This is a genomic window from Enterococcus sp. DIV1639a (genome assembly GCF_050530445.1).
GTDB classification, from domain to species: domain Bacteria; phylum Bacillota; class Bacilli; order Lactobacillales; family Enterococcaceae; genus Enterococcus_B; species Enterococcus_B hirae.
Genome location: NZ_CP172886.1, coordinates 396,167 through 415,676, shown reverse-complemented (window position 1 = coordinate 415,676; position 19,510 = coordinate 396,167). Strand labels below are relative to the sequence as shown.

Annotated in this window: 21 protein-coding genes; 5 read left to right on the top strand and 16 right to left on the bottom strand. The window is 38.2% G+C overall.

Annotation, left to right across the window (positions count from 1 at the left end):
* Positions 1-156: 156 nt before the first annotated feature.
* From nusG to rpmG, 3 genes are all read right to left on the bottom strand, one after another.
* The gene (nusG, locus tag IGJ32_RS01895; protein WP_010720157.1) at positions 157-702 is read right to left on the bottom strand and encodes a transcription termination/antitermination protein NusG; all 546 of its coding nucleotides are present in this window, start codon (positions 700-702) and stop codon (positions 157-159) included.
* A 99-nt stretch (positions 703-801) separates the two neighbouring features.
* The gene (gene secE, locus IGJ32_RS01890) at positions 802-972 is read right to left on the bottom strand and encodes a preprotein translocase subunit SecE (protein WP_010720158.1); all 171 of its coding nucleotides are present in this window, start codon (positions 970-972) and stop codon (positions 802-804) included.
* An 18-nt stretch (positions 973-990) separates the two neighbouring features.
* A complete protein-coding gene (rpmG, locus tag IGJ32_RS01885; RefSeq protein ID WP_002294578.1) occupies positions 991-1,143 on the bottom strand; it encodes a 50S ribosomal protein L33 in 153 nt (50 codons plus the stop codon).
* Between the two features lie 160 nt (positions 1,144-1,303).
* Here rpmG and cbpA point away from each other — a divergent pair, with 160 nt between their 5' ends.
* Complete coding sequence (gene cbpA, locus IGJ32_RS01880; RefSeq protein ID WP_010738510.1) at positions 1,304-1,945, top strand: cyclic di-AMP binding protein CbpA; 642 nt, start codon at positions 1,304-1,306, stop codon at positions 1,943-1,945.
* Positions 1,946-2,359: 414 nt separating this feature from the next.
* Here the strand turns inward: cbpA and IGJ32_RS01875 are convergent, their stop codons facing one another.
* Positions 2,360-2,863, bottom strand: a complete 504-nt coding sequence (locus IGJ32_RS01875) for a QueT transporter family protein (RefSeq protein WP_010720160.1) — start codon at positions 2,861-2,863, stop codon at positions 2,360-2,362.
* A gap of 426 nt (positions 2,864-3,289) precedes the next feature.
* On the opposite strand from IGJ32_RS01875, the gene IGJ32_RS01870 reads away from it, so the two are divergent.
* Positions 3,290-4,267, top strand: a complete 978-nt coding sequence (locus IGJ32_RS01870) for a diacylglycerol/lipid kinase family protein (protein WP_063626527.1) — start codon at positions 3,290-3,292, stop codon at positions 4,265-4,267.
* A gap of 425 nt (positions 4,268-4,692) precedes the next feature.
* Here IGJ32_RS01870 and recD2 read toward each other — a convergent pair whose 3' ends face one another.
* The 4 genes from recD2 to IGJ32_RS01850 all read right to left on the bottom strand — a co-directional run bounded on the left by recD2 (position 4,693) and on the right by IGJ32_RS01850 (position 9,830).
* Positions 4,693-7,308: an SF1B family DNA helicase RecD2 gene (recD2, locus tag IGJ32_RS01865; RefSeq protein ID WP_207496051.1), complete on the bottom strand. Its 2,616-nt coding sequence runs from the start codon at positions 7,306-7,308 to the stop codon at positions 4,693-4,695.
* 19 nt (positions 7,309-7,327) lie between these two features.
* Complete coding sequence (locus tag IGJ32_RS01860; protein ID WP_034699484.1) at positions 7,328-7,984, bottom strand: histidine phosphatase family protein; 657 nt, start codon at positions 7,982-7,984, stop codon at positions 7,328-7,330.
* A 263-nt stretch (positions 7,985-8,247) separates the two neighbouring features.
* Positions 8,248-8,751 (bottom strand): tRNA (uridine(34)/cytosine(34)/5-carboxymethylaminomethyluridine(34)-2'-O)-methyltransferase TrmL, encoded by a 504-nt coding sequence (gene trmL / locus IGJ32_RS01855; RefSeq protein ID WP_010720164.1) that lies wholly within the window; start codon positions 8,749-8,751, stop codon positions 8,248-8,250.
* 221 nt (positions 8,752-8,972) lie between these two features.
* The gene (locus tag IGJ32_RS01850) at positions 8,973-9,830 is read right to left on the bottom strand and encodes a methyltransferase domain-containing protein (RefSeq protein WP_342081653.1); all 858 of its coding nucleotides are present in this window, start codon (positions 9,828-9,830) and stop codon (positions 8,973-8,975) included.
* 140 nt (positions 9,831-9,970) lie between these two features.
* Between IGJ32_RS01850 and IGJ32_RS01845 the strand changes: the two genes are divergently transcribed.
* Complete coding sequence (locus tag IGJ32_RS01845; protein WP_010720166.1) at positions 9,971-10,609, top strand: copper homeostasis protein CutC; 639 nt, start codon at positions 9,971-9,973, stop codon at positions 10,607-10,609.
* A 104-nt stretch (positions 10,610-10,713) separates the two neighbouring features.
* Here the strand turns inward: IGJ32_RS01845 and mgtE are convergent, their stop codons facing one another.
* The 4 genes from mgtE to IGJ32_RS01825 are packed head-to-tail and all read right to left on the bottom strand — an operon-like array spanning position 10,714 to position 14,470.
* Positions 10,714-12,075, bottom strand: a complete 1,362-nt coding sequence (gene mgtE / locus IGJ32_RS01840; RefSeq protein ID WP_010720167.1) for a magnesium transporter — start codon at positions 12,073-12,075, stop codon at positions 10,714-10,716.
* 17 nt (positions 12,076-12,092) lie between these two features.
* Entirely contained in the window at positions 12,093-12,992 is a 900-nt protein-coding gene (locus tag IGJ32_RS01835; protein WP_010720168.1) for an RluA family pseudouridine synthase, read from the bottom strand.
* 1 nt (position 12,993) lies between these two features.
* Positions 12,994-13,791 carry an NAD kinase gene (locus IGJ32_RS01830; RefSeq protein ID WP_010720169.1) on the bottom strand — a complete coding sequence of 266 codons (798 nt, stop codon included), beginning with the start codon at positions 13,789-13,791 and terminating at the stop codon, positions 12,994-12,996.
* Positions 13,769-14,470 (bottom strand): GTP pyrophosphokinase, encoded by a 702-nt coding sequence (locus tag IGJ32_RS01825; RefSeq protein WP_010720170.1) that lies wholly within the window; start codon positions 14,468-14,470, stop codon positions 13,769-13,771. The genes IGJ32_RS01830 and IGJ32_RS01825 overlap by 23 nt, the downstream gene beginning before the upstream one ends.
* A 130-nt stretch (positions 14,471-14,600) precedes the next feature.
* Between IGJ32_RS01825 and IGJ32_RS01820 the strand changes: the two genes are divergently transcribed.
* Together IGJ32_RS01820 and IGJ32_RS01815 are read left to right on the top strand one after the other, a co-directional pair.
* Complete coding sequence (locus IGJ32_RS01820) at positions 14,601-15,176, top strand: CYTH domain-containing protein (RefSeq protein ID WP_342081654.1); 576 nt, start codon at positions 14,601-14,603, stop codon at positions 15,174-15,176.
* Between the two features lie 117 nt (positions 15,177-15,293).
* The gene (locus tag IGJ32_RS01815) at positions 15,294-15,965 is read left to right on the top strand and encodes a ClpXP adapter SpxH family protein (protein WP_034699468.1); all 672 of its coding nucleotides are present in this window, start codon (positions 15,294-15,296) and stop codon (positions 15,963-15,965) included.
* A 285-nt stretch (positions 15,966-16,250) separates the two neighbouring features.
* Here the strand turns inward: IGJ32_RS01815 and IGJ32_RS01810 are convergent, their stop codons facing one another.
* From IGJ32_RS01810 to aroA, 4 genes are all read right to left on the bottom strand, one after another.
* Positions 16,251-16,763, bottom strand: a complete 513-nt coding sequence (locus tag IGJ32_RS01810; protein WP_010738518.1) for a type 1 glutamine amidotransferase domain-containing protein — start codon at positions 16,761-16,763, stop codon at positions 16,251-16,253.
* 116 nt (positions 16,764-16,879) lie between these two features.
* Entirely contained in the window at positions 16,880-17,725 is an 846-nt protein-coding gene (pheA, locus tag IGJ32_RS01805; protein ID WP_342081655.1) for a prephenate dehydratase, read from the bottom strand.
* Complete coding sequence (locus IGJ32_RS01800) at positions 17,697-18,227, bottom strand: shikimate kinase (RefSeq protein WP_342081656.1); 531 nt, start codon at positions 18,225-18,227, stop codon at positions 17,697-17,699. Before IGJ32_RS01800 ends, pheA begins: the two co-directional genes overlap by 29 nt.
* Positions 18,224-19,510: a 3-phosphoshikimate 1-carboxyvinyltransferase gene (aroA, locus tag IGJ32_RS01795; RefSeq protein WP_088745418.1), complete on the bottom strand. Its 1,287-nt coding sequence runs from the start codon at positions 19,508-19,510 to the stop codon at positions 18,224-18,226. Before aroA ends, IGJ32_RS01800 begins: the two co-directional genes overlap by 4 nt.

Genomic DNA, 19,510 nt, shown 5'->3' with positions numbered 1-19,510 from the left:
GTGGTTATTCGTGAACGACTTGAAAAAATAAACCGAAATATTGCAAAAATAGGTTAAACAATTTTTGCAAATCTCGGTTTCAATCTTTTAGTCGTGATGCTATCTGATCGTCGCATGGATTTCTATTTAAAAATTCATCCTCAGATAGTTGAATACTTAGTCGATTTTATCTACTTGTTCAAAATCAAGTTCAGTACTTGTTTCACGACCAAACATATCAATATTAACTTTTAGTTTTTCTTTTTCTTCATCTACTTCAGTTACTTGACCTTCTAAGCCTGCAAAAGCACCTTCGATGATCTTGATTACTTCGCCAACTTCGATCTCTAGATCTGTTTGACGAAGACTCATACCGATTGAACGTAAGATGTGACTTACTTCTTCTGGCAATAATGGAGCTGGCTTACTACCTGCACCATGTGACCCTACAAATCCTGTTACACCAGGTGTATTACGTACAACATACCAAGAAGCATCTGTCATAATCATTTCTACTAAGACATAACCAGGAAATGTTTTATGAACGATTTCTTTTTCTTTTCCGTTCTTTACTTCTTTCTCAGTTTCTTCAGGAACAACTACACGAAAAATAAAGTCAGCCATTTTCATACTTTGCGCACGTGATTCGATATTTGCTTTTACTTTGTTTTCATAACCAGAGTATGTATGTAGTACATACCAATTTTTTTCAAAAGATTCCATTAAAGGCTCCTCATTTCGTTGTAAAATAAAAAAACCCCAGTTTCCCGAAGTTTTTCTTCACGTTGATTATAGCACGATATCCTTGCTTTTACTAGCGACTTATTTTAGTAAGTAAGCAAATAAGCTTTGGATCGCTGTGTCCATTACGAAAAACATCACACCAAAGATAATTGATGTTTCAATGACAACTAGTGTGTCTTTGCGTAATTGTTTGCCACTAGGCCAAGTCACTTGTTTCATTTCATCTTTTACACTTTTAATGAATTTCATTGCGGGCCCTCCTGTCCTCTATTTTGTTTCTTTATGTAATGTGTATTGATTACAATATTTACAAAATTTATTGATTTCCAAACGTTCGCCACTTTTTCCTTCACTAACCGATTTGGTATAGTTTCTAGAACCACAAACGGAACAAGCTAATGCTGCTTTCTTCTTTGCCATCCGCTCCTACCTCCTCACTGAAAATCAAAATTATACTCATTTACAGTATCATGGAAAAGATTTTCTGTCAATTCGAGATTGAATAACCTATTGTTTTATAATTAATTATGATATGATTAATTTGAAATTAAGTAAAAATGAGATACATGGAGGTAACTTTATGCTACTAAAAACACTCGTATATAAGAAAAAAGATTTAACAACTGTCACAGAAACTAGTACCTTGGAAGAAGCCTTAGCGATTCTAGAATCCTCTGGTTATCGTTGTGTGCCAATTTTAGATGCTTCAGGAAATATTTTCCGTGGAAATATTTACAAAATGCACATTTATCGTCACAAAGCGAATGGTGGAGATATGACTTTACCCGTCACCCACCTCTTGAAAAATGCAACAAAATTCATTTATTTAGATACTTCATTCTTTAAAATATTTTTTACGATCAAAGAGTTGCCTTATATCGCTGTTCTTGACAATGACAATCATTTCTACGGTATTTTGACCCACAGTACATTGCTAAACATGCTTTCACAATCTTGGAGCGTAGAACAAGGCAGCTATGTTTTAACGATTGCTTCTACTGGAAAACAAGGAGATTTAGCTACGATCGCTAAAATCATCGCAAAACATAGTAGTATCGCAAGTTGCATCACGTTAGATATTGAAAAAGAAGAATACATCCGTCGTACACTGATCACGTTACCTGCACATACAGATCAAAAAGTTTGCGACACGATCGTGAACCATCTTGAAAAGAAAAATTACAAAGTGATCGAAATCGAAAATTTACAAAACCCTGAATAAATGTGTAAAGGATCAGTCAACTTTACGACTTTACGATAGAAAAAAACATACTAAGATTAGAGACTGGGACAAAACTTGTCTCAGTCTCTTCTAGTATCTCTAAAAACGAATAAACGGTGTTCAAACATCAGCTCCTTGAAATAAGCCTGAATTTTTCAAAACATGAGAAGCTGTTTCAAAAAATTCTTTCTTATTGTCATCAGAGCTACCCGATGTTTTCACGACCTCTGATTCACGGTGTTCAAGAAGCAACTCCTCTCTTATTCGCTCGGAGCTAAACGCTTCTTTCACAACCTCTAATTTTGCGTAAATAAAAACAGTAGCTAAAGATGAATTTCTTTTAACTACTGTTATCCCTTTTTATAAATATATTTTAACTGATTAACAGGTTTTCCTATATCTACCTATTGATCGCTATACTCTTTTTTCAAAGTCTAGGGAACGATCCAAGTAATACATCAATGGTGCAGAAATAGCCATAATGATGAACTCACTCAAAGCTAGCGTACCGTAAGTTGTCCAAAATGCTTGTCCACCAGTTGGTACCAACATGTACGCAATCAATCCCATACTAATTGTAAAGAAAAGCGTATTTAATGCTAATCTTATTTTGACATTCTTTACTTTATTTTGTAGCAAAGCAGTCAACCCCAATGAAATCAAGGTTTGTCCCCCACCATAGACCACATCTAATATACCAAAACCAAAAAATGCGTTATAGACAATGACGCCACCTAACACGCCCCAAAGTAATTTCCGGTTGAAGACTACTAAGTGATTCAAGCTTTCAGAAATACGAAATTGAATAGGTCCAGAAGAGACTGGTGCCACTAAAATCGTAAGTGCCAAATACAAAGCCATAATAATTCCATTTACTACAACGACCATCAATCGTTGGCGTTCCACCGTTTTTTGCATAAAATATTCCTCATTTCTCCTAGTTTTTTTAATGCGGGATGGTTGATGAACCGCAGCTGTCATAAGCAAGGATTCATTATAGCAGATATCCCCGCGATTTGAAACTGCTCCTACAAAAAACGTTCTCTAAATATAAGTCTTTTGCTTCCATGCTATTTATTCAAATCAGGGTGAACTTTACCTCTTATTTATGCACGGTGCTTTTTCAAAATTCCTCTTCTCTGCTATAATAGCCAAGGATAAAAAATAATGTTTGTTTTCTTAGTTTCGCTAAGACACAAACCATGTAAAATTAACGATAGAAGTTTCAGTTGCTTGTTCACTAAATGACTAAGCAAAAAATAGTTTGATCATTTTTTCTATTTTAATGAATGAGTGGAATGAGTGAGATTTACTCATCTTCTGAATCAGATACAGGAGGTAAAAATGAATTTCCATTATTACTTATTGATCAATCCAGCTGCTGGAAGTGGTGCTGGTAAAAAAGTAGCAGAAAAAATGATTCCGCTATTTGCCGAAAAAAAGCTTCACTATTCGATCCAATACAGTGAGTATCCAGGGCATGATGCTAAAATTGCCGAAGAGTTAGCGAAAGAAACATTAGTTGAATGGACAGACGAACCACAAGAAAGCGAGTCTGAATTTCCCCTACTCGTGATCATCGGTGGTGATGGCACACTGCATCAAGTGTTAAATACCTTTTATCAACTAGATGTGGCATTTCCAGTAGCCTATATTCCCGCAGGCTCTGGCAATGATTTCGCTCGAGGGATTGGGTTACCTAGAAATGCCGAGAAAGCATTAGAAAATATCCTAAAGACGAACAAACCTCAAGAAATCAACCTCTTAACTTACGAGGAAAAAGTGAGTGACAAACAAGGTGTAGTAGTAAACAATTTTGGTATTGGCTTAGATGCGGCAATCGTCCATGCTACAAACCACTCTACTTCAAAAACAAAATTAAATAAATATAATTTAGGTTCTTTTGCTTACCTATTTTCTATCCTACGTGTCTTTTTTTGGCAAAAAGGGTTTCCAATCTTAGTGGACATTGGCGGAAAACAAATCAGTTTTGACAAAGCCTTTTTATGTACTGCAACGAACCATCCTTATTTTGGCGGCGGTGTAGCGATTGCGCCGACAGCAGAAATTGCCAAACCAACGATCGATCTAGTTGTTGTTGAACGAGTGAATTTATTCAAAATCTTAGGAATTATCTTCTTATTACTACAGAAAAAGCAAATGAAATCAAAAAATTTCCATCATTTTACTACTAGCAGATTGCGCATACTATCAACTGTTCCTCAGTATGGTCAAGAAGATGGTGAAGATAGCCAAAAACAACCTTTTGATTTGCAATTAGCTACCAAAAAGCAACTGTTTTGGTGTAACGTGTCACATTGATTTTGCCTATTTTATATACATTTTCTTCCATGGGTAAGATAACCCCATAAAAAGAGCTGGAGATATTGAAGAGACCGCAAAAGTCAGACTTGTTTGGCTAACTTTTGCGGTCTTTATCTATCTCTTGGCTCTTAAAAAATAAGTAACATTCTCATTAGGAGCGATTCAAGTGAGCCTGAGCCAAAACTTGCCTCAGGCTCTTCTACCTATCTCTAAAAACGGATAAACGGTGTTCAAACATCAGCTCCTTGAAATAAGCCTGAATTTTTCAAAACATGAGAAGCTGTTTCAAAAAATTCTTTCTTATTGTCATCAGAGCTACCCGATGTTTTCACGACCTCTGATTCACGGCGTTCAAGAAGCAACTCCTCAACAATAAGCGATGATTTTCTAAAATATGAGGAGCTATTTTAAAAAATCCTCTCTTATTCGGAGCTAAACACTTCTTTCACAGCCTCTTGCTCCATCCCAATCATTGGATCAATCCACTGTTTTTCAATCGCTTCGGTTGTTAAAATATATGTTTTTGGTAGTTGCTCTGTTGGTGCTTCTTCCATCACTTTTGATTCGACAGACGTTTCGGTTGTGTCTTGTTCTACTGATAAAGTAAAGAGATCATCGCCAACATTTCCCTCCGTTGAATCTACGGCATTTTCTTGAGTGGCTTGTTGACTTGTCTCTGCTTTTACGGGATGAGCAGTTTCTCCCGCCTTGGTATAATTTCCTTCTTCAAAAGGATCATTACCTACAAGGGAATCTTCATAAGCGACAAGTTTCGTTCGTGTAACAAGACTCATACTGTCATTTTCTTCGATCCGTTTCTTCAATGTCGTCATTCGACTAGCCGATTCATTCGCAACGCAAGTAACGTAAGCTTGTTCTTCCCCTAGTAGAATCAATAGTTCTTTACTTCTTGTGACAGCCGTGTAGAGAAGATTCCGTTGCAACATCCGTTGGTACTGATGAACCATCGGCAAAATGACCATCTTAAATTCGCTTCCTTGAGATTTATGGATCGAGCAACAATAAGAAAGAGTAATTTTATTCCATTCATTGCGTTTGTAAGTCACTTCATTCGCATCAAATTGAATCACTAATTCATCCACTTTATCTTCTGAATCTTTCGCTAACACGATTCCCGTGATCTCACCCATATCACCATTAAACACATTGAGTTCAGGTGTGTTCACTAATTGTAATACTTTATCACCGATTCGATAAACAGTCTCATTCCAGTGGACTTCTTTCCGCCCTGCACCTCCAGGGTTAAAAATCGACTGCATCATTTTGTTTAACGCATCGATTCCAGCTGGTCCACGGTACATTGGCGCCAAGACTTGGATATCTTGTGCAGTGAAGCCTTTATTTTTGGCTTTTTCAACAATCTTTGCGATTAAAGGTTCGATACTATAGGCATCGCTTCGAAAGAAAGAACGATCTTTTTGGTTTTGCAAAAAATCACTTGGTAAATGACCTTCTTTGATTTCATGAGCAAGGGGGATAATACTCGATCCGTCTCCCTGCCGATAAATTTGATTCAATTCCACTTTCGGGATTTGGTCAATTCCTAATAAATCATGCAAGACTTGTCCCGGTCCGACAGAAGGTAATTGATCTTTATCTCCTACTAAAATCACTTGCATGTTGGTAGGGATGGCTTTAAATAGCGTATTAGCTAGCCATGTATCGACCATCGACATTTCATCGATGATCAACAACCCACCTTCTAATTCTTTCGTACTTACTGAAGGAGATTTTTCTCGACCATTCAAACCTAGTAGTCGATGGATCGTGCTGGCAGGTAATCCTGTCGTCTCATTCATTCGTTTGGCTGCTCGACCAGTTGGTGCAGCCAGTAGAATCGGAAAAATTTCTTGGGTATATTTGTTTGGATCTAATTCTAAGCCATTTAATTCTGCAAACAAGTTGACGATCCCATTGATAACTGTTGTTTTCCCTGTGCCGGGACCCCCAGTTAAAATAAATAAAGGTGATCGGATTGCTTCCGAAATTGCTTTTTCTTGCGATTCTCCATATTGGATACCAAATATTTTTTCAATTCGCCGAATGTTTTTCTGCACTTCTTTTTCGTCATAGTTGATTTCTTTTTTCCGACTAAGTAACCGTTGAATCGAGTTACCGATCCCCCATTCTGAGAAATACAGACTATTTTCATAGAGATTGGTTTCTTCTTGTTGGATCTTACCTTCTTCCACAAGTTGAATAATGACCGTCGCTACTTGATCAGGTTGGATCTCAATTGGTCGACTGGTTTCCAGAATTTTGATTGTTTGATGAAGAAGCGTTTCAGCTGGTACATATGTATCGCCAGTTTGAACAGCATGTTGAAAAATCTGATGTAAAACTGCAGCTCGAATCCGTCTTGGTGAATCAGCCGCGATCCCTAATTGTTCTGCAAGATTATCTGCTCTTTTAAAGCCGATTCCTTCCACATCTTCGACTAACTGATAGGGGTTTTCCTGGATGATATCTAAAGCTTCATTTTTATATGCTTGATAGATACTAAAAGCTAACTGACTACCAAAGCCATAACGATTCAAGCCCATGATCACTTGATCCATCCCATGGTTCAAACGAATCGTCTCAACGATCATGTCTCTTTTGGCTTGATTCAAGCCTGCGATTTGTTCTAATACGGACGGTTCTTCGATGATTTTTTCAATCGCTTCTTCACCTAGTTGCTCCACGATCTTCTCAGCTGTTTTCTTGCCAATCCCAGGAAATTTTTCACTGGATAGATAACCCACGATCCCGTTGACTGTTGTTGGTTTCTCCTGCTCATAGCGTTCAACCTTTAACTGTCGCCCATATTTAGGATGATCGACTAATTCGCCGTAAAAACGATAAAGCTCATTTTCTTGGATCTCACCAAAGCTTCCAGTGACCACAATTTCTTTTTCACGATAGTCAGCTGTTGTTTCAGTGAGCCGAACCAACAGTACTTTATAAAAATTACTTGGATTTTGAAAAAAGATTGCGGCAACTGTACCAACAAAATAAGGCATTTCTTCTGGCTGCATCTTGCCGCCTCCTTTCCAATTAGAGTAATGGTTCTGGTTTTGTCTCTTTTCCTAAAAAGTCAATTTCGTTCCAAACTTTTAATTCATAAGGCAACAAATTGTTGGGTTCTCCTGTTTCTAAAATCGTCAAACTACTATTATATAAGCCACCCATTTCTCTTAGTTGACTCAGTTTTTTTCCTGTCAACCATTGGATCGCCGCAGTTAATGATGCCCCATGTCCAACAAACAAGATCGGTCCATCATGTAAAGCAACGGCATCAGCCACAGCTGTTTCAATACGAGTAATGGCACATTCGATCGCTTCTCCTTTAAAAGGTGTCGGATCATAACGATCTAAGTGGTTACGTAGATTGGGAAGGTTTTCCGGATATCGTTCGTACATTTCATCAATTGATTGACCTTCTAATTCTCCTAAACCCAATTCTCTTAATTTATCAGTATAAATAATTTCGACTGGATGCGCTAATTCTTGGTTGATCCCTTCGGCTGTGTCACGGGCACGCTTAGCGGTACTTGAATAGATTGCTTTAAATGGTACATACTTCACTTTTTTACCAAATGCTTTGATTTCCTCATAGCTTTCAGGTAAAAGTGGTGAGTCGCCTTGGCTTCCTTGAAAACGGCGTTCGAGATTCCATTGTGTTTTTCCATGTCGGGTAAAATATAATTCCATTTATATCGGACTCCTTATAGGCTCATTTAGACAAAGATGATGCTACTATTTTATAAAATTTGTTCCTTAAAAACAAAGAACTCCTTCAATAAAAAGTCCTTGTGATTATTCGTATTGAATCAGAATACTTGATAAATGACCTCTTGATAAACGGTATTTTCCAAGTTGATTCTGTGCATTAAGTCTAAACCAAGTAAAACATGAAAAGCTGTTTTTCTTTGTTTCTCCTTAATGCTTGAATCAGAGCACTTGGAAAATGACCTCTAGTCTAGTTTATCATTTTCATAATGGTGCGTTAACTCTAAATTAGGAAATCCTTGTTGGCGCAATGCTTCATAGACGATCATTGCAGCCGTATTTGAGAGATTCAATGAACGGACATGTTCGTCATTCATTGGGATTCTTAAACATTTTTCTTCATTTTCACGCATAAATTCTTCAGGTAATCCTGTTGTTTCCTTGCCGAATAAAAAGAAATGGTCTTCTCCATCAGCAAAATTTTCGTCACTATATACTTTATGGGCAAACTTCGATACCAAATGAAGTTTACGTTCCCCTAAATAAGCCATAAAAGCATCTAAATTTTGATGATAGGTAATATTGACATCGTTCCAATAATCCAATCCTGCACGTTTTAGATGTTTATCATCTGTTGAAAATCCTAACGGTTCAATCAAGTGCAAGGGCGTGTTGGTTGCTGCACAAGTTCGGGCAATGTTTCCAGTATTTGCTGGAATCAATGGTTCAAATAAAACGATATGGTTCATTAAGATCCATCCTCTCATCTATATGTTAACTAACTAGTAGTGATTTTGGCATAAAAAAAAACGTATCAACTCGGTGTCAGTCACTGCGAGTCGTTACGTTAGTGAAGCTCTTCTCACTAACTTTTATCAGAACAGGAACCTGATAAAAACCAATGAAAAAACAACTTGTCGTTACTATATCATCAACAAACTCTTTTTGCAACCTTTAGAAATGAATAATTTCATTGCAATCGTTTTCTCTTATTTCCTTTTAATAATTCTACGTCAATTGTAATCTTTTTCAAAGGATTTTGGTACACACGCTCTTTGACGTCTTGACTGACTTGCCATTCGAGCGGAGACATCGCTAACAAATCTTGCCGATTTTTTTCTGGGATATCAAATTCGTAGGTAACACGTTGACGTTCAGTCAATTCTAAGGACTCCGCAAACTTAGCCACCACTCGTTCATTTGAATACCGTTGTTTCTCAGGCTGGTCTGGATAAAACGCTTGGCGTAATTCTTTTAAATAATCTTGTTGCGGAACGATTTTCAAGACTTCCCCATCATCGGTTAGCACACGTTGAAATTCTTTATAGTGAGAAGGCGAAAAAATATTTAGAATTGTAGTAAATGTTTGGTCTTCAAAAGGAAGATTGGTTAAATCTGCTACACACCAAAACGCCTCGACCGGCTGAGCAGTAGCCGCATAAACACCTTCTTTAGAAAGATCAAAACCTACGGCCTTTTTCAATGGTTGCAGTCGTGCTAATTCATTTAAAAAGCTTCCTTCGCCACAGCCAACATCTAAGACCTCTGATCCCTGCGATACTTGTTGTGCTAACAAGTCGATCACTGGCTGATACATCCCGGCTTGGATCATACTACGTCTGGGATCAAACATACTCTGATCATATTCCGTTTTTACCCCATGAGATAAAAAGTAAAGCGTGCCTTTTTTGGATAAGTCGAAGCGATGGTTCTGATGACAAACCAAACCGTTCTCAGTGACTGCTACTCCAGCATGGCAAAGTGGGCATCGGAACAACTGTTGATTTCCCTTTAAAAATTGGCGACCTTGATCAATTTTTTTTAACATTTTTTTTGCTCATTTCTTGTTTTAATCGTTGAATATTGCTTTATTCCCTTTTCATCTTACCGTTAGAAGAAAACTTTAGCAACTACAAAAAATATGGTACAATTTTAGAAGAAGAAGGCGAATGATAAAGGAGCAGGCAAATGATCAAAGAATTTTGTGCAGAAAATTATACTTCCATTCCTCTAGCAATTGCTAAGGGAGCGAACCGGATCGAATTATGCGATAACTTAGCTGCTGGCGGAACCACACCTAGCACCGGAGTAATCGAAGAAGTTTTAAGCTATGCCAATGAAAAAGAAGTACCTGTAATGACAATTATCCGACCACGAGGTGGCGATTTTGTCTATAATGATATTGAATTAAAGATCATGCATACTGATTTAATCGAAGCGAAGAAATTAGGTACAGATGGCGTAGTTATAGGCTGTTTGACTCCTTCAAATTGGATTGATGAAGAGGCAATGGAATTATTGATCGAAACCTCAGAAGGACTACAAATCACGTTCCACATGGCTTTTGATTGTATCCCGCAAGAACGGCAATTTGAAGCAATTGATTGGCTGGTTGAACACGGTGTAGACCGGATTTTAACTCATGGTGGAGATGCGAACGCACCAATTGAAGCCAATTTTGACCATTTAAAAAAATTGATTGCTTATGCTGACGGACGTCTGATCATCTTACCTGGTGGCAAGATCGATTACAAAAATGCAGAACATGTTGCCAAAGAACTAGGCGTGAATGAAGTTCATGGAACAAAGATCGTTTCATTCGACTAAATTTTTTCTAGTAATAATAAAAACGTAAGAAGCAAGTTGATTACTTTGCTCCTTACGTTTTTTATTTTTATCACAGACTTATTGCACCATCTCAAAAGGAATGGCTACATAAAATACCCCATAAACAATGAAGCGATGTTGAAATAGATCAAGACACTAGTCAAATCACTCAAGGTGGTAATAAAAGGACCACTAGCCACGGCAGGATCAAACCCTAAGCGATCCATCAACATCGGAATCAAGCTTCCTGCCAAGTTGGCTACAGTAATCGCAAATAACATGGCAATCCCAATCACAAAGCCTAAAATAAAGTTATGCTTCCAAATTCCTACAATCAAAAAGATCGTCAAGCCAGTGATTGCCCCTGTCACAAGTCCTGTGAGTACTTCAGCTAGAATCAAACGGACAAAACCAGCATCTTTGTCGTCAGAAACAGCCAAACGGCGAACTGCAACCGCCAATGATTGGGTGCCAGCATTCCCCGCAGTTCCGGTGATCAACGAAATGAAGACGGCTAAAATACTTGCTTCACTCACCAGTTCTTCGTAATGGCTGATCAACGAAGCCGTAGACATCCCTAAAAATAATAAGGTGATCAACCAAGGAAGACGTCTAGCAGCTGACTTCACGGGATTTTCATTGATTTCCTCAACATTGACCCCTGCCAAACCAGAATAATCACTGGCAGCCTCATCATCAATAACGTCAATAATATCATCAACTGTTACGATCCCCAGTAGATGGTCATCGTAATCTGTTACGGGTAATGCTAGAAAGTCATAATCACGAAAGGTTTGCGCGACATCTTCTTGGTCATCTCCCACATGGACGGATAACACACGTTCGCTCATCAAGTCAGAGATCATTGCATCATCATCATTAACGATCAAATCCCGCAATGAAATAACTCCAACCAATTGTTCTTCTTGATTGACGACATAGATATAGTAAATGGTCTCAGCTACATCTGCTTCGTTTTTTAAGACATACATCGCAGAACGAACCGTTTGATTCGCCACGATCGAAACAAATTCTGTCGTCATGATCGCGCCAGCTGTTTCATCTTCATAGTGTAATAACTCTTTGATTTCACTAGCATCGTCAGTAGTCATTAAACTTAAATATTTAGCGACTTGTTTTTTATCTAAGGTATTTAGCAAATCTACCGCATTATCGGTATACATCTCTGAAAGCATTTCTGCAGCATAACTCGGACGCATTTCAGCTAAATACTCTTTCATATATTCATTGTCTTCTTCAATCACATCAAACATATCTGCCAATTCTTTAGGAGATAAGTAGGAATAGATCAGTTGACGATCCTCTTCGTTCAGAGATTGATAGAATTGCCCCTGCTCGTAAATATGCATTTCCAGGAAACTATTTCTAAATTCCTGTAGGTTATTTTCTCTTAAATCCTGTAGTAACTGGGCAAATCGTTCCTCTAGTTCTTGATTTTCATCCAACTCTATCTCACCTCACCCTAACTTTCAAAATGCTGGAGAACAGTCGCCATATCTTTAGCCAAAGGCTGTTTAAATTCCAATCGTTCCTGTGTAAAAGGATGATCAAAACGCAGGTCGTAACAATGTAAAGCTTGTCTTGCTATTCCAAGATCCATACGCCCACCATACATTTCATCTCCTAATAGCGCACAGCCAATTTCTGAAAAATGAACTCTGATTTGATGGGTTCTCCCCGTATGCAGTTGGATATCTACCAAAGCAACCTCTGCGGTGTTTTTCGTTAACCAATATTCGGTTTGTGCGCTTCGCCCAGCTGTCGAAACCATCCGTTTCAGTAAAGAAGATTGGTCTCTCGCAATTGGAAGGTCAATCCAGCCGTGAGGTGCTAATTTAGTTATTTCGCCACTCACAAGTGCTTGGTATTTCTTCACAAATCGTTTTTCTCGAAGCTGTACATCTAACTTTGCATGAGCAAAGCCATGTTTGGCAAACAACATCAACCCAGAAGTATCCCGATCTAGTCTTGTCACCACATGAATGACTTGATTTTCGTAACCTTGTCGTTTGTAATAAGCTTTTACTCGATTAGCCATCGTATAGTTTGGATGATATTGTGCTGGAATCGAAGAAACGCCAGCTGGTTTATTCACAACTAATAGATGTTCATCTTCGTAAACGATCTCGATCGGTGTTTCATCTAAAAGTACCGTTTCGTGTTCGCCTTCTGCTGGAATGACAATCGTTACCTTATCATTGTACGATAGAGAAAACAAGACATTTTCAGTTTGACCATTTACTTTGATCTCGCCACCTTGAAATTTGATTTTCGCTAACAAACCTTTAGAAATTCCTTTTTCTTTTAAAAAATATTTTATCTGCTGCGGATGATTTTTTTCATACGTCCACACAAATTCCATGTTATCCCTCACCAATAAAGGAATCTTTTACACGATGCCAAAAATGCATATGGCGATAAGAAGCAAAATGAATTCGCTCTTTTGCAATGCGATAATAGATGGAACGAATATTCGATTCCTTAATATCCAATTGGTCGACTGTAACAAGATAATCCTCTGTATTTTCTAATTTGATTTCCAGCCATTCGTCTTGTGCGATGACCATAGGCGAACCGAGTGTACGAAAGACTCGATTATTTAATGAAGCAATTTCAGTTAACTGAAAGGCATTGATACTCGGATGAATAACTGCTCCGCCGATACTTTTATTATAAGCGGTTGAACCTGTTGGCGTAGACACAGCCAATCCGTCCCCTCTGAAACTTTCAAACAATTCATTTTTGATATATACATCGGCAACCATCGTCCGATTTGATCGTTTAATCGTCGATTCATTCAAAGCCAAGAAATGTTTTGCCGGCTTATCATCTAAATAACTGATCTTTATATCGAGCAAAGGATAACTTACACTTTGTTCTTGATTGGTCTGTAAGCTATTGACTAATTCTTCCAATTCATAGTCACGCCAATCCGTATAAAAACCTAAGTGCCCTGTATGGACCCCTAAAAAACGAACTTCATTTAATAGATGGCTATACTTGTGAAAAGCGGACAATAACGTCCCATCACCACCTACGGAAATCACTAAATCGGGGCGTTGTCCGTCGATTTGAATAGCCGATTGTGTCAAAAGAGCTTTCAATCGTTCGGTAACTTCAATTGTTTTCGCTTCTTGGTTATGAACGATCGCTACTTTCATCCGTGACCTCCTCTTTTTTCTCTCGATTTAATACGGTACGATAGTAAACGTCATCTCGTTTTCCTCTTCCATGGGAAAATAGACGTTGAGCTTCTTGGATTTCTTCCCGAATATTGGACATTTCTTCGTCCAATTGATAAGCCGCTTCTGCCGCACGTTGGAGTCTTTCACTCATTTCTTCAGGAAACACGCCTTGATATTTATAGTTCAATGAGTGTTCGATTGTCGCCCAAAAGTTCATAGCTAACGTCCGGATTTGAATTTCAGCTAAAATTTTCTTTTCGCCACTGATCAACTGAACAGGATACTCAATCACTAAATGATACGAACGATACCCACTGGCTTTTTTATTTGTAATATAATCTCTTTCTTGAATCACTTTCATATCTTTTCTTTTACGAATGATATCTACTACTTGGTGGATATCTTCTACAAACTGACACATGATTCGTAATCCAGCAATATCAGACATTTCTTCTTCTAAACGGCTCATCGGAATATGACGCAGCTGTGATTTTGTCACAATGCTATCGACTGGTTTGACTCGTCCAGTAACAAACTCAATCGGAACATGTCGGTTTTGTTCTCTGAATTGCTTACGGATCCCGCGTAACTTTACTTTTAATTCTGATACTGTTTGTTCATACGGTGCTAAAAACTCTTCCCAATCTCGTTCCATCGCTGATCCCTCTACTTCGTTAACATTCTTTTCTATTTTAACATATAAATGAAGTTTTTTTGTACCTCTCGGCTTTTTGTATTGACCAAAAAGGAAAAATTAGGCAGAATGAATGAAAGGGGCGATCATTATGTCTGAAATGTTAGAAATTGAATACAAGTCCATGCTGACGCAACAAGAATATAATCAATTGACCCAGTATTATCAACTAAAACCAGAAGATTTTACGGTTCAAACGAATATCTATTTTGATACACCAGATGGACAATTAGCACAAAAAAATTGTGGGTTACGCATCCGATTACTTGAAGATCGGGCAGAATATACACTAAAAACACCTGCAAAAGAAGGAAAACTTGAAACCACTGATACTTTAAGAAAAGAGGAAGCACTCTCTTTCATTGAGCAACGTCAATTACCACGTCAGGGTGCTGTTTTTCAAAAATTGTTAGAATTGGCTGTTCCTTCGGATGAATTGGGCAAAATTGGAGACATTACTACCAAACGTGCGGAATTTCACATTGAGGAAGGTCTTTTAGCGATTGATGAAAGTTTTGGAGAACAATTACATGATTTTGAACTGGAGTTAGAAGTATCTGATGCTACTCTTGGTAAATCTGCCTTTTTAGCGTTTTTGGAAAGACATTCTTTCCCTTATCGACCAGCTAAAAATAAAATTCAACGGATGCTAGCAGCGAAAAATTAAAGTTCTATCATTTTCACAAGGCACTTGAGTTCATTTTTTATCATTTTTCTGTTAAGTTATACGTTGTGAATAAAAGAATTCACGAGTTGTATAGAATCTATTTTGGGGGAGATTCATATGATCGAAATCTATTTATTTGTTAATCCTTTGGGGAAACATTGTTTTACACTAGAACAACAGTTATTACAATTTATTGAAGAAGAGTACGGAAAAACATCCAAAGAAAAGATGCAATTTCGTTTTCTGCCTTTAGTTAATTTGCAGACAATTGGGGATGTCATGCAACGTAACGGAATTTCTCAAAACGACCTCGTTACGCGTAACCACTTATTTTCAACTACCTATTCTGCTGCGTTAGACTGTAAAGCGGCACAGTTCCAAGGTAAGAAAAAAGGACGTCAATTTTTGATCAAAATGCAAGAAGCTGTAGGTTGTAATAAAGTACCGTATTCACCAGAACTTGCTGAATCACTTTTTGCAGAAGTCGGCGGCGATATCGAGATGTTCAAAGAAGATCGTCAATCCGAGTTTGTTAAAGAAGTTTTTTTCTCTGATCAAAAAATTGCTCGAGAAATGGGCATCACCAAACATCCTTCTGCTGTAGTGTATAACTACTCCTGTGAACAAGACTTTGGTGTCTTAATTGAAGGCACAAATACAGTCCGAAAAATAAAAGAACTTTGTAAGACTAAAAATGATTCTTATCAAATTTTTGATGGTGAACATTTACATACAAATGATTCTCGCTTACAACCAGGAAGTAGCCATTTATATTTACTCTCTAACTAATCATGTCAAGAACCATTCGTTTCACTAACTAACCGTTTTTCAAGTACTTAGATCGCTAAGTATTCGAAAAACGGTTATTTGGTGCTTGTAGAAAAATATGGGAATCTTTATCAACATGGACTAATAGCACATCGTCTGAGGTTGAGATAAAAGTGTGTAGCATCAAGAAATAAGAAAGAGTTTTTCGAAAAACGACAAAAAGCAATCGCATCCTTCAGAAAATAGCTGATGCCATTTTCGACCGATACGACTGCTTTTTTAATGTTTAGGACTAAACTTTTCAAATTAGTTTGCTAGTGCTTCAACGATTGCTTCGTTAAATGCTGGAATATCATCAGGATTTCGGCTAGTAATCAAGCCTCGATCAATTACCACTGGCTCATCCTTCACGACGGCACCGGCATATTCGATATCTGGACGTACCGTATCATAAGCTGTCATTGTCCGTCCTTCAGTTAAACCTGTTTGAATAAATAATTGTGGACCGTGACAAATTGCAAATAACGGTTGATCATTTTTTAAAAAGTAAGAAACAAAATCAACGAATCGTTGATCTGCTCGTAATTGATCCGGTGAAAATCCCCCTGGTATCAATAGCGCATCGAAGTCTTCAGGAGAAACATCTGCAATACTTTGTTCGACTGTGAATTCTGCGCCTTTTTTTCCTTTGATTGTTTGATTTCCTTCAAACCCAATCAAAGTCACTGTATGTCCAGCTTTTTCTAGTGCTTCTTTCGGTGACGTTAGTTCCACATCTTCAACTAAATCTGTAACGATTGCTGCAACTTTTTTTGCCATTTGTTCTCTTCCTTTCTTATCGCTTAATTCAAGCCTAAAGGAATTTATTCAAGTGTGCAAATCATCTGTTTGGACTAAAGATCGGTTTTTGTCTCCGTCCATCTTGTTTCTTTTAGTCATTCATCGATGTGATAAACCGGATAACAACCAACCAAATGCGTAGGATAGCCTTGCTCTTTTAGCACTTCAATCAGCTCATTCACCTTGTCGATCTTGTCATCGATAGCAACATCGATAACAAAAAAGTATTCGCCTAACCGCGTTTTTTGTGGGCGTGATTCGATTTTGGTTAAATTCACTTGATTATTAGCAAAGACCGAAAGAACTTGATAAAGCGCCCCTGGTTTATTTTCTGGCAAATCCACAAAGAATGTCGCTTTATGACTGTTTTTTTGTAATTTTGCATCAACAGGCGCGGCACTTAGAACCCAAAAACGGGTCTCATTAGTTGCAATGAACTGGATATCTGATTGCACGATGGTCAACCCAAATTCGTTTGCAGCTTCTTTGGAGCCGATCGCACCTAGACATTCTTCTGGATGGGTTGCTACTTGCTGGGCTCCTTGGGCAGTGGAACCTACTTGTTCAATCTCGACCTTTGGAAAATTTGCCCGTAGAAAAAGTTGTGATTGGGCTAATGCTTGCGGATGACTACAAATCTTTGTGATATTTCGCCAGTTGGCTTGTTGGGTCGGATGGACCATCAATTGTTGTCGGATCGGCAGAACGATTTCTCCTTGAATAGAAGGTAATGTCTCATACACATGATCAAGTGTTGGCAAAACAGAACCTTCAATCGTATTTTCGATTGGCACCATTGCATAAGTAATCTCTTTTTCTAATTGTGCATCGATCAAATCAATCAAGGAATCATAAGAAAGAAAAGTACCTTGTTTGAAATAACGTGTGGCTGCACTATAAGTAAAGGAACCTTTAGGACCTAGATACCCAATTTTCATCATTATTTTCTACCCACTTTATGATTTCTGTGATAATTTCGTCTGGCGATTTCTTAGACGTATCTATCGTGATTTTTGCTAAACTTTTGTATATTTTTTCCCGTTCCCACATGATCTCACGTAGTTTTGTATCACTATTCTTTAACGCTAACGGTCGAATATTTGTTTGATCTTGTCGTATCCGTTCGATCAAGATATCGGCTTCTCCTTTTAAATAAATGACTTGTTGCTGTTTTAATAGTTCCTGATTTTCTTTCTGTAAGACAACCCCGCCACCAGTAGCGATCACTGCCTTTTTTTGTAAAATTGTTTTTAAAAGAGCGGTTTCGTGGTCGCGAAACGCGGCTTCTCCGAAGGTAGCAAAGTATTGCTCAATGGAACAGCCTAATTGTTGAACTAAATAGTCATCCATATCGATGACTGGTTGATCCAATCGAGTCGCTAATTTTTTACTGATCGTCGTCTTACCAGCGCCCATAAAACCGATCAATACAAGTGACGTCATGATGGGTCCTCCTGAACCAATTTGGCTAGATCCGTAAAAAATTCAGGATATGAAATATTGACTGCTTCAGGATTGAGTAATTCGACAGGTTCTGCGGTTAGTAAAGCGGCGATTTGTAACATCATCCCAATTCGATGGTCCCCATGGCTATCCACTGTCGCTCCATGTAAAGGTGTTGGTCCGTGAATAATCAAACCATCTTCTGTCGGTTCAATGTTCGCACCCATTTTCGTTAATTCTTCCGCAGTTGCATCAATCCGATTTGTTTCTTTGACTTTTAATTCCTGAGCATCACGAATGATGGTTGTGCCTGTTGCTTGAGTAGCAGCTAATGCAATGATTGGTAACTCATCAATCAAGCGTGGGATGATTTCTCCTTGGATCTCACAAGCATGGAGTTGCGCAGAACGGACAATCAAATCTGCTGCTTGATTTTGCTCATCCAGCTGTCTTTCTTCAATATTAGCACCCATTTGCATCAACACATCGAGAATACCTGTCCGTGTCGGATTGATTCCTACTTGTTTTAAGAGGACTTCACTGTTTGCTAAAATACTTGCTGCGACGAGATAAAACGCAGCCGAAGAAATATCCCCTGGGACAGTGACTTCTTGGCCGATCAACTGCTGTGGTCCAGTGACTATAATTTCTTTTCCTTCCACTTGGATCTTCCCACCGAATTGTTTGATCATCTCTTCGGTATGGTTCCTTGACTGTTCTTTCTCGATGATTTTAGTGGTTCCTTCGGCTTGTAAAGCTGCAAAAAGGATAGCAGACTTCACTTGCGCACTAGCAATGGGCATGTGATACTCGATCCCGTGCAATGTATTTCCAGTTACTTTTAGTGGAGGAAATTCAGCTTCGGCCGTTCCTTGTAAATCAGCACCCATCTCACGCAATGGCTTCATCACACGTTCCATCGGACGGCGATTCAAAGAAGCATCCCCTGCAATCTCAGAAGTAAATGGACAGCCTGCTAAAATTCCTAATACTAAGCGCATCGTTGTGCCAGAATTTCCTGCATCTAGCCTGGAAAATGGTGCTGTTAATCCTTCAAATCCTTTTCCTTCAATCATGATTTGTTCATTTTTTTCGGTAATACGTACCCCTAATTGCTTAAAAACTGCAATCGTACTTAAACAATCTTCAGCTTTTAAAAAATTGTTGACGATCGTAGTTCCTTTGCTGATCGCACCAAACATGATGCTGCGATGGGAAATCGATTTATCAGCAGGAATCACTAATTCTCCATTGATCCCATTTTTAGCTGTCAATAGTTTCAT

What these genes read in the sequence shown, in the direction of transcription:
- nusG (WP_010720157.1), bottom strand. Translation starts at nt 702, where the DNA reads ATGGAATCTTTTGAAAAAAATTGGTATGTACTACATACATACTCTGGT.
- IGJ32_RS01815 (WP_034699468.1), top strand. Translation starts at nt 15,294, where the DNA reads ATGATCGAAATCTATTTATTTGTTAATCCTTTGGGGAAACATTGTTTT.
- rpmG (WP_002294578.1), bottom strand. Translation starts at nt 1,143, where the DNA reads ATGGCAAAGAAGAAAGCAGCATTAGCTTGTTCCGTTTGTGGTTCTAGA.
- IGJ32_RS01870 (WP_063626527.1), top strand. Translation starts at nt 3,290, where the DNA reads ATGAATTTCCATTATTACTTATTGATCAATCCAGCTGCTGGAAGTGGT.
- cbpA (WP_010738510.1), top strand. Translation starts at nt 1,304, where the DNA reads ATGCTACTAAAAACACTCGTATATAAGAAAAAAGATTTAACAACTGTC.
- IGJ32_RS01800 (WP_342081656.1), bottom strand. Translation starts at nt 18,227, where the DNA reads ATGACGTCACTTGTATTGATCGGTTTTATGGGCGCTGGTAAGACGACG.
- IGJ32_RS01825 (WP_010720170.1), bottom strand. Translation starts at nt 14,470, where the DNA reads ATGGAACGAGATTGGGAAGAGTTTTTAGCACCGTATGAACAAACAGTA.
- IGJ32_RS01850 (WP_342081653.1), bottom strand. Translation starts at nt 9,830, where the DNA reads ATGTTAAAAAAAATTGATCAAGGTCGCCAATTTTTAAAGGGAAATCAA.
- IGJ32_RS01835 (WP_010720168.1), bottom strand. Translation starts at nt 12,992, where the DNA reads ATGGAATTTGTGTGGACGTATGAAAAAAATCATCCGCAGCAGATAAAA.
- recD2 (WP_207496051.1), bottom strand. Translation starts at nt 7,308, where the DNA reads ATGCAGCCAGAAGAAATGCCTTATTTTGTTGGTACAGTTGCCGCAATC.
- trmL (WP_010720164.1), bottom strand. Translation starts at nt 8,751, where the DNA reads ATGAACCATATCGTTTTATTTGAACCATTGATTCCAGCAAATACTGGA.
- IGJ32_RS01845 (WP_010720166.1), top strand. Translation starts at nt 9,971, where the DNA reads ATGATCAAAGAATTTTGTGCAGAAAATTATACTTCCATTCCTCTAGCA.
- aroA (WP_088745418.1), bottom strand. Translation starts at nt 19,510, where the DNA reads ATGAAACTATTGACAGCTAAAAATGGGATCAATGGAGAATTAGTGATT.
- IGJ32_RS01810 (WP_010738518.1), bottom strand. Translation starts at nt 16,763, where the DNA reads ATGGCAAAAAAAGTTGCAGCAATCGTTACAGATTTAGTTGAAGATGTG.
- pheA (WP_342081655.1), bottom strand. Translation starts at nt 17,725, where the DNA reads ATGATGAAAATTGGGTATCTAGGTCCTAAAGGTTCCTTTACTTATAGT.
- IGJ32_RS01860 (WP_034699484.1), bottom strand. Translation starts at nt 7,984, where the DNA reads ATGGAATTATATTTTACCCGACATGGAAAAACACAATGGAATCTCGAA.
- IGJ32_RS01830 (WP_010720169.1), bottom strand. Translation starts at nt 13,791, where the DNA reads ATGAAAGTAGCGATCGTTCATAACCAAGAAGCGAAAACAATTGAAGTT.
- IGJ32_RS01875 (WP_010720160.1), bottom strand. Translation starts at nt 2,863, where the DNA reads ATGCAAAAAACGGTGGAACGCCAACGATTGATGGTCGTTGTAGTAAAT.
- IGJ32_RS01820 (WP_342081654.1), top strand. Translation starts at nt 14,601, where the DNA reads ATGTCTGAAATGTTAGAAATTGAATACAAGTCCATGCTGACGCAACAA.
- secE (WP_010720158.1), bottom strand. Translation starts at nt 972, where the DNA reads ATGAAATTCATTAAAAGTGTAAAAGATGAAATGAAACAAGTGACTTGG.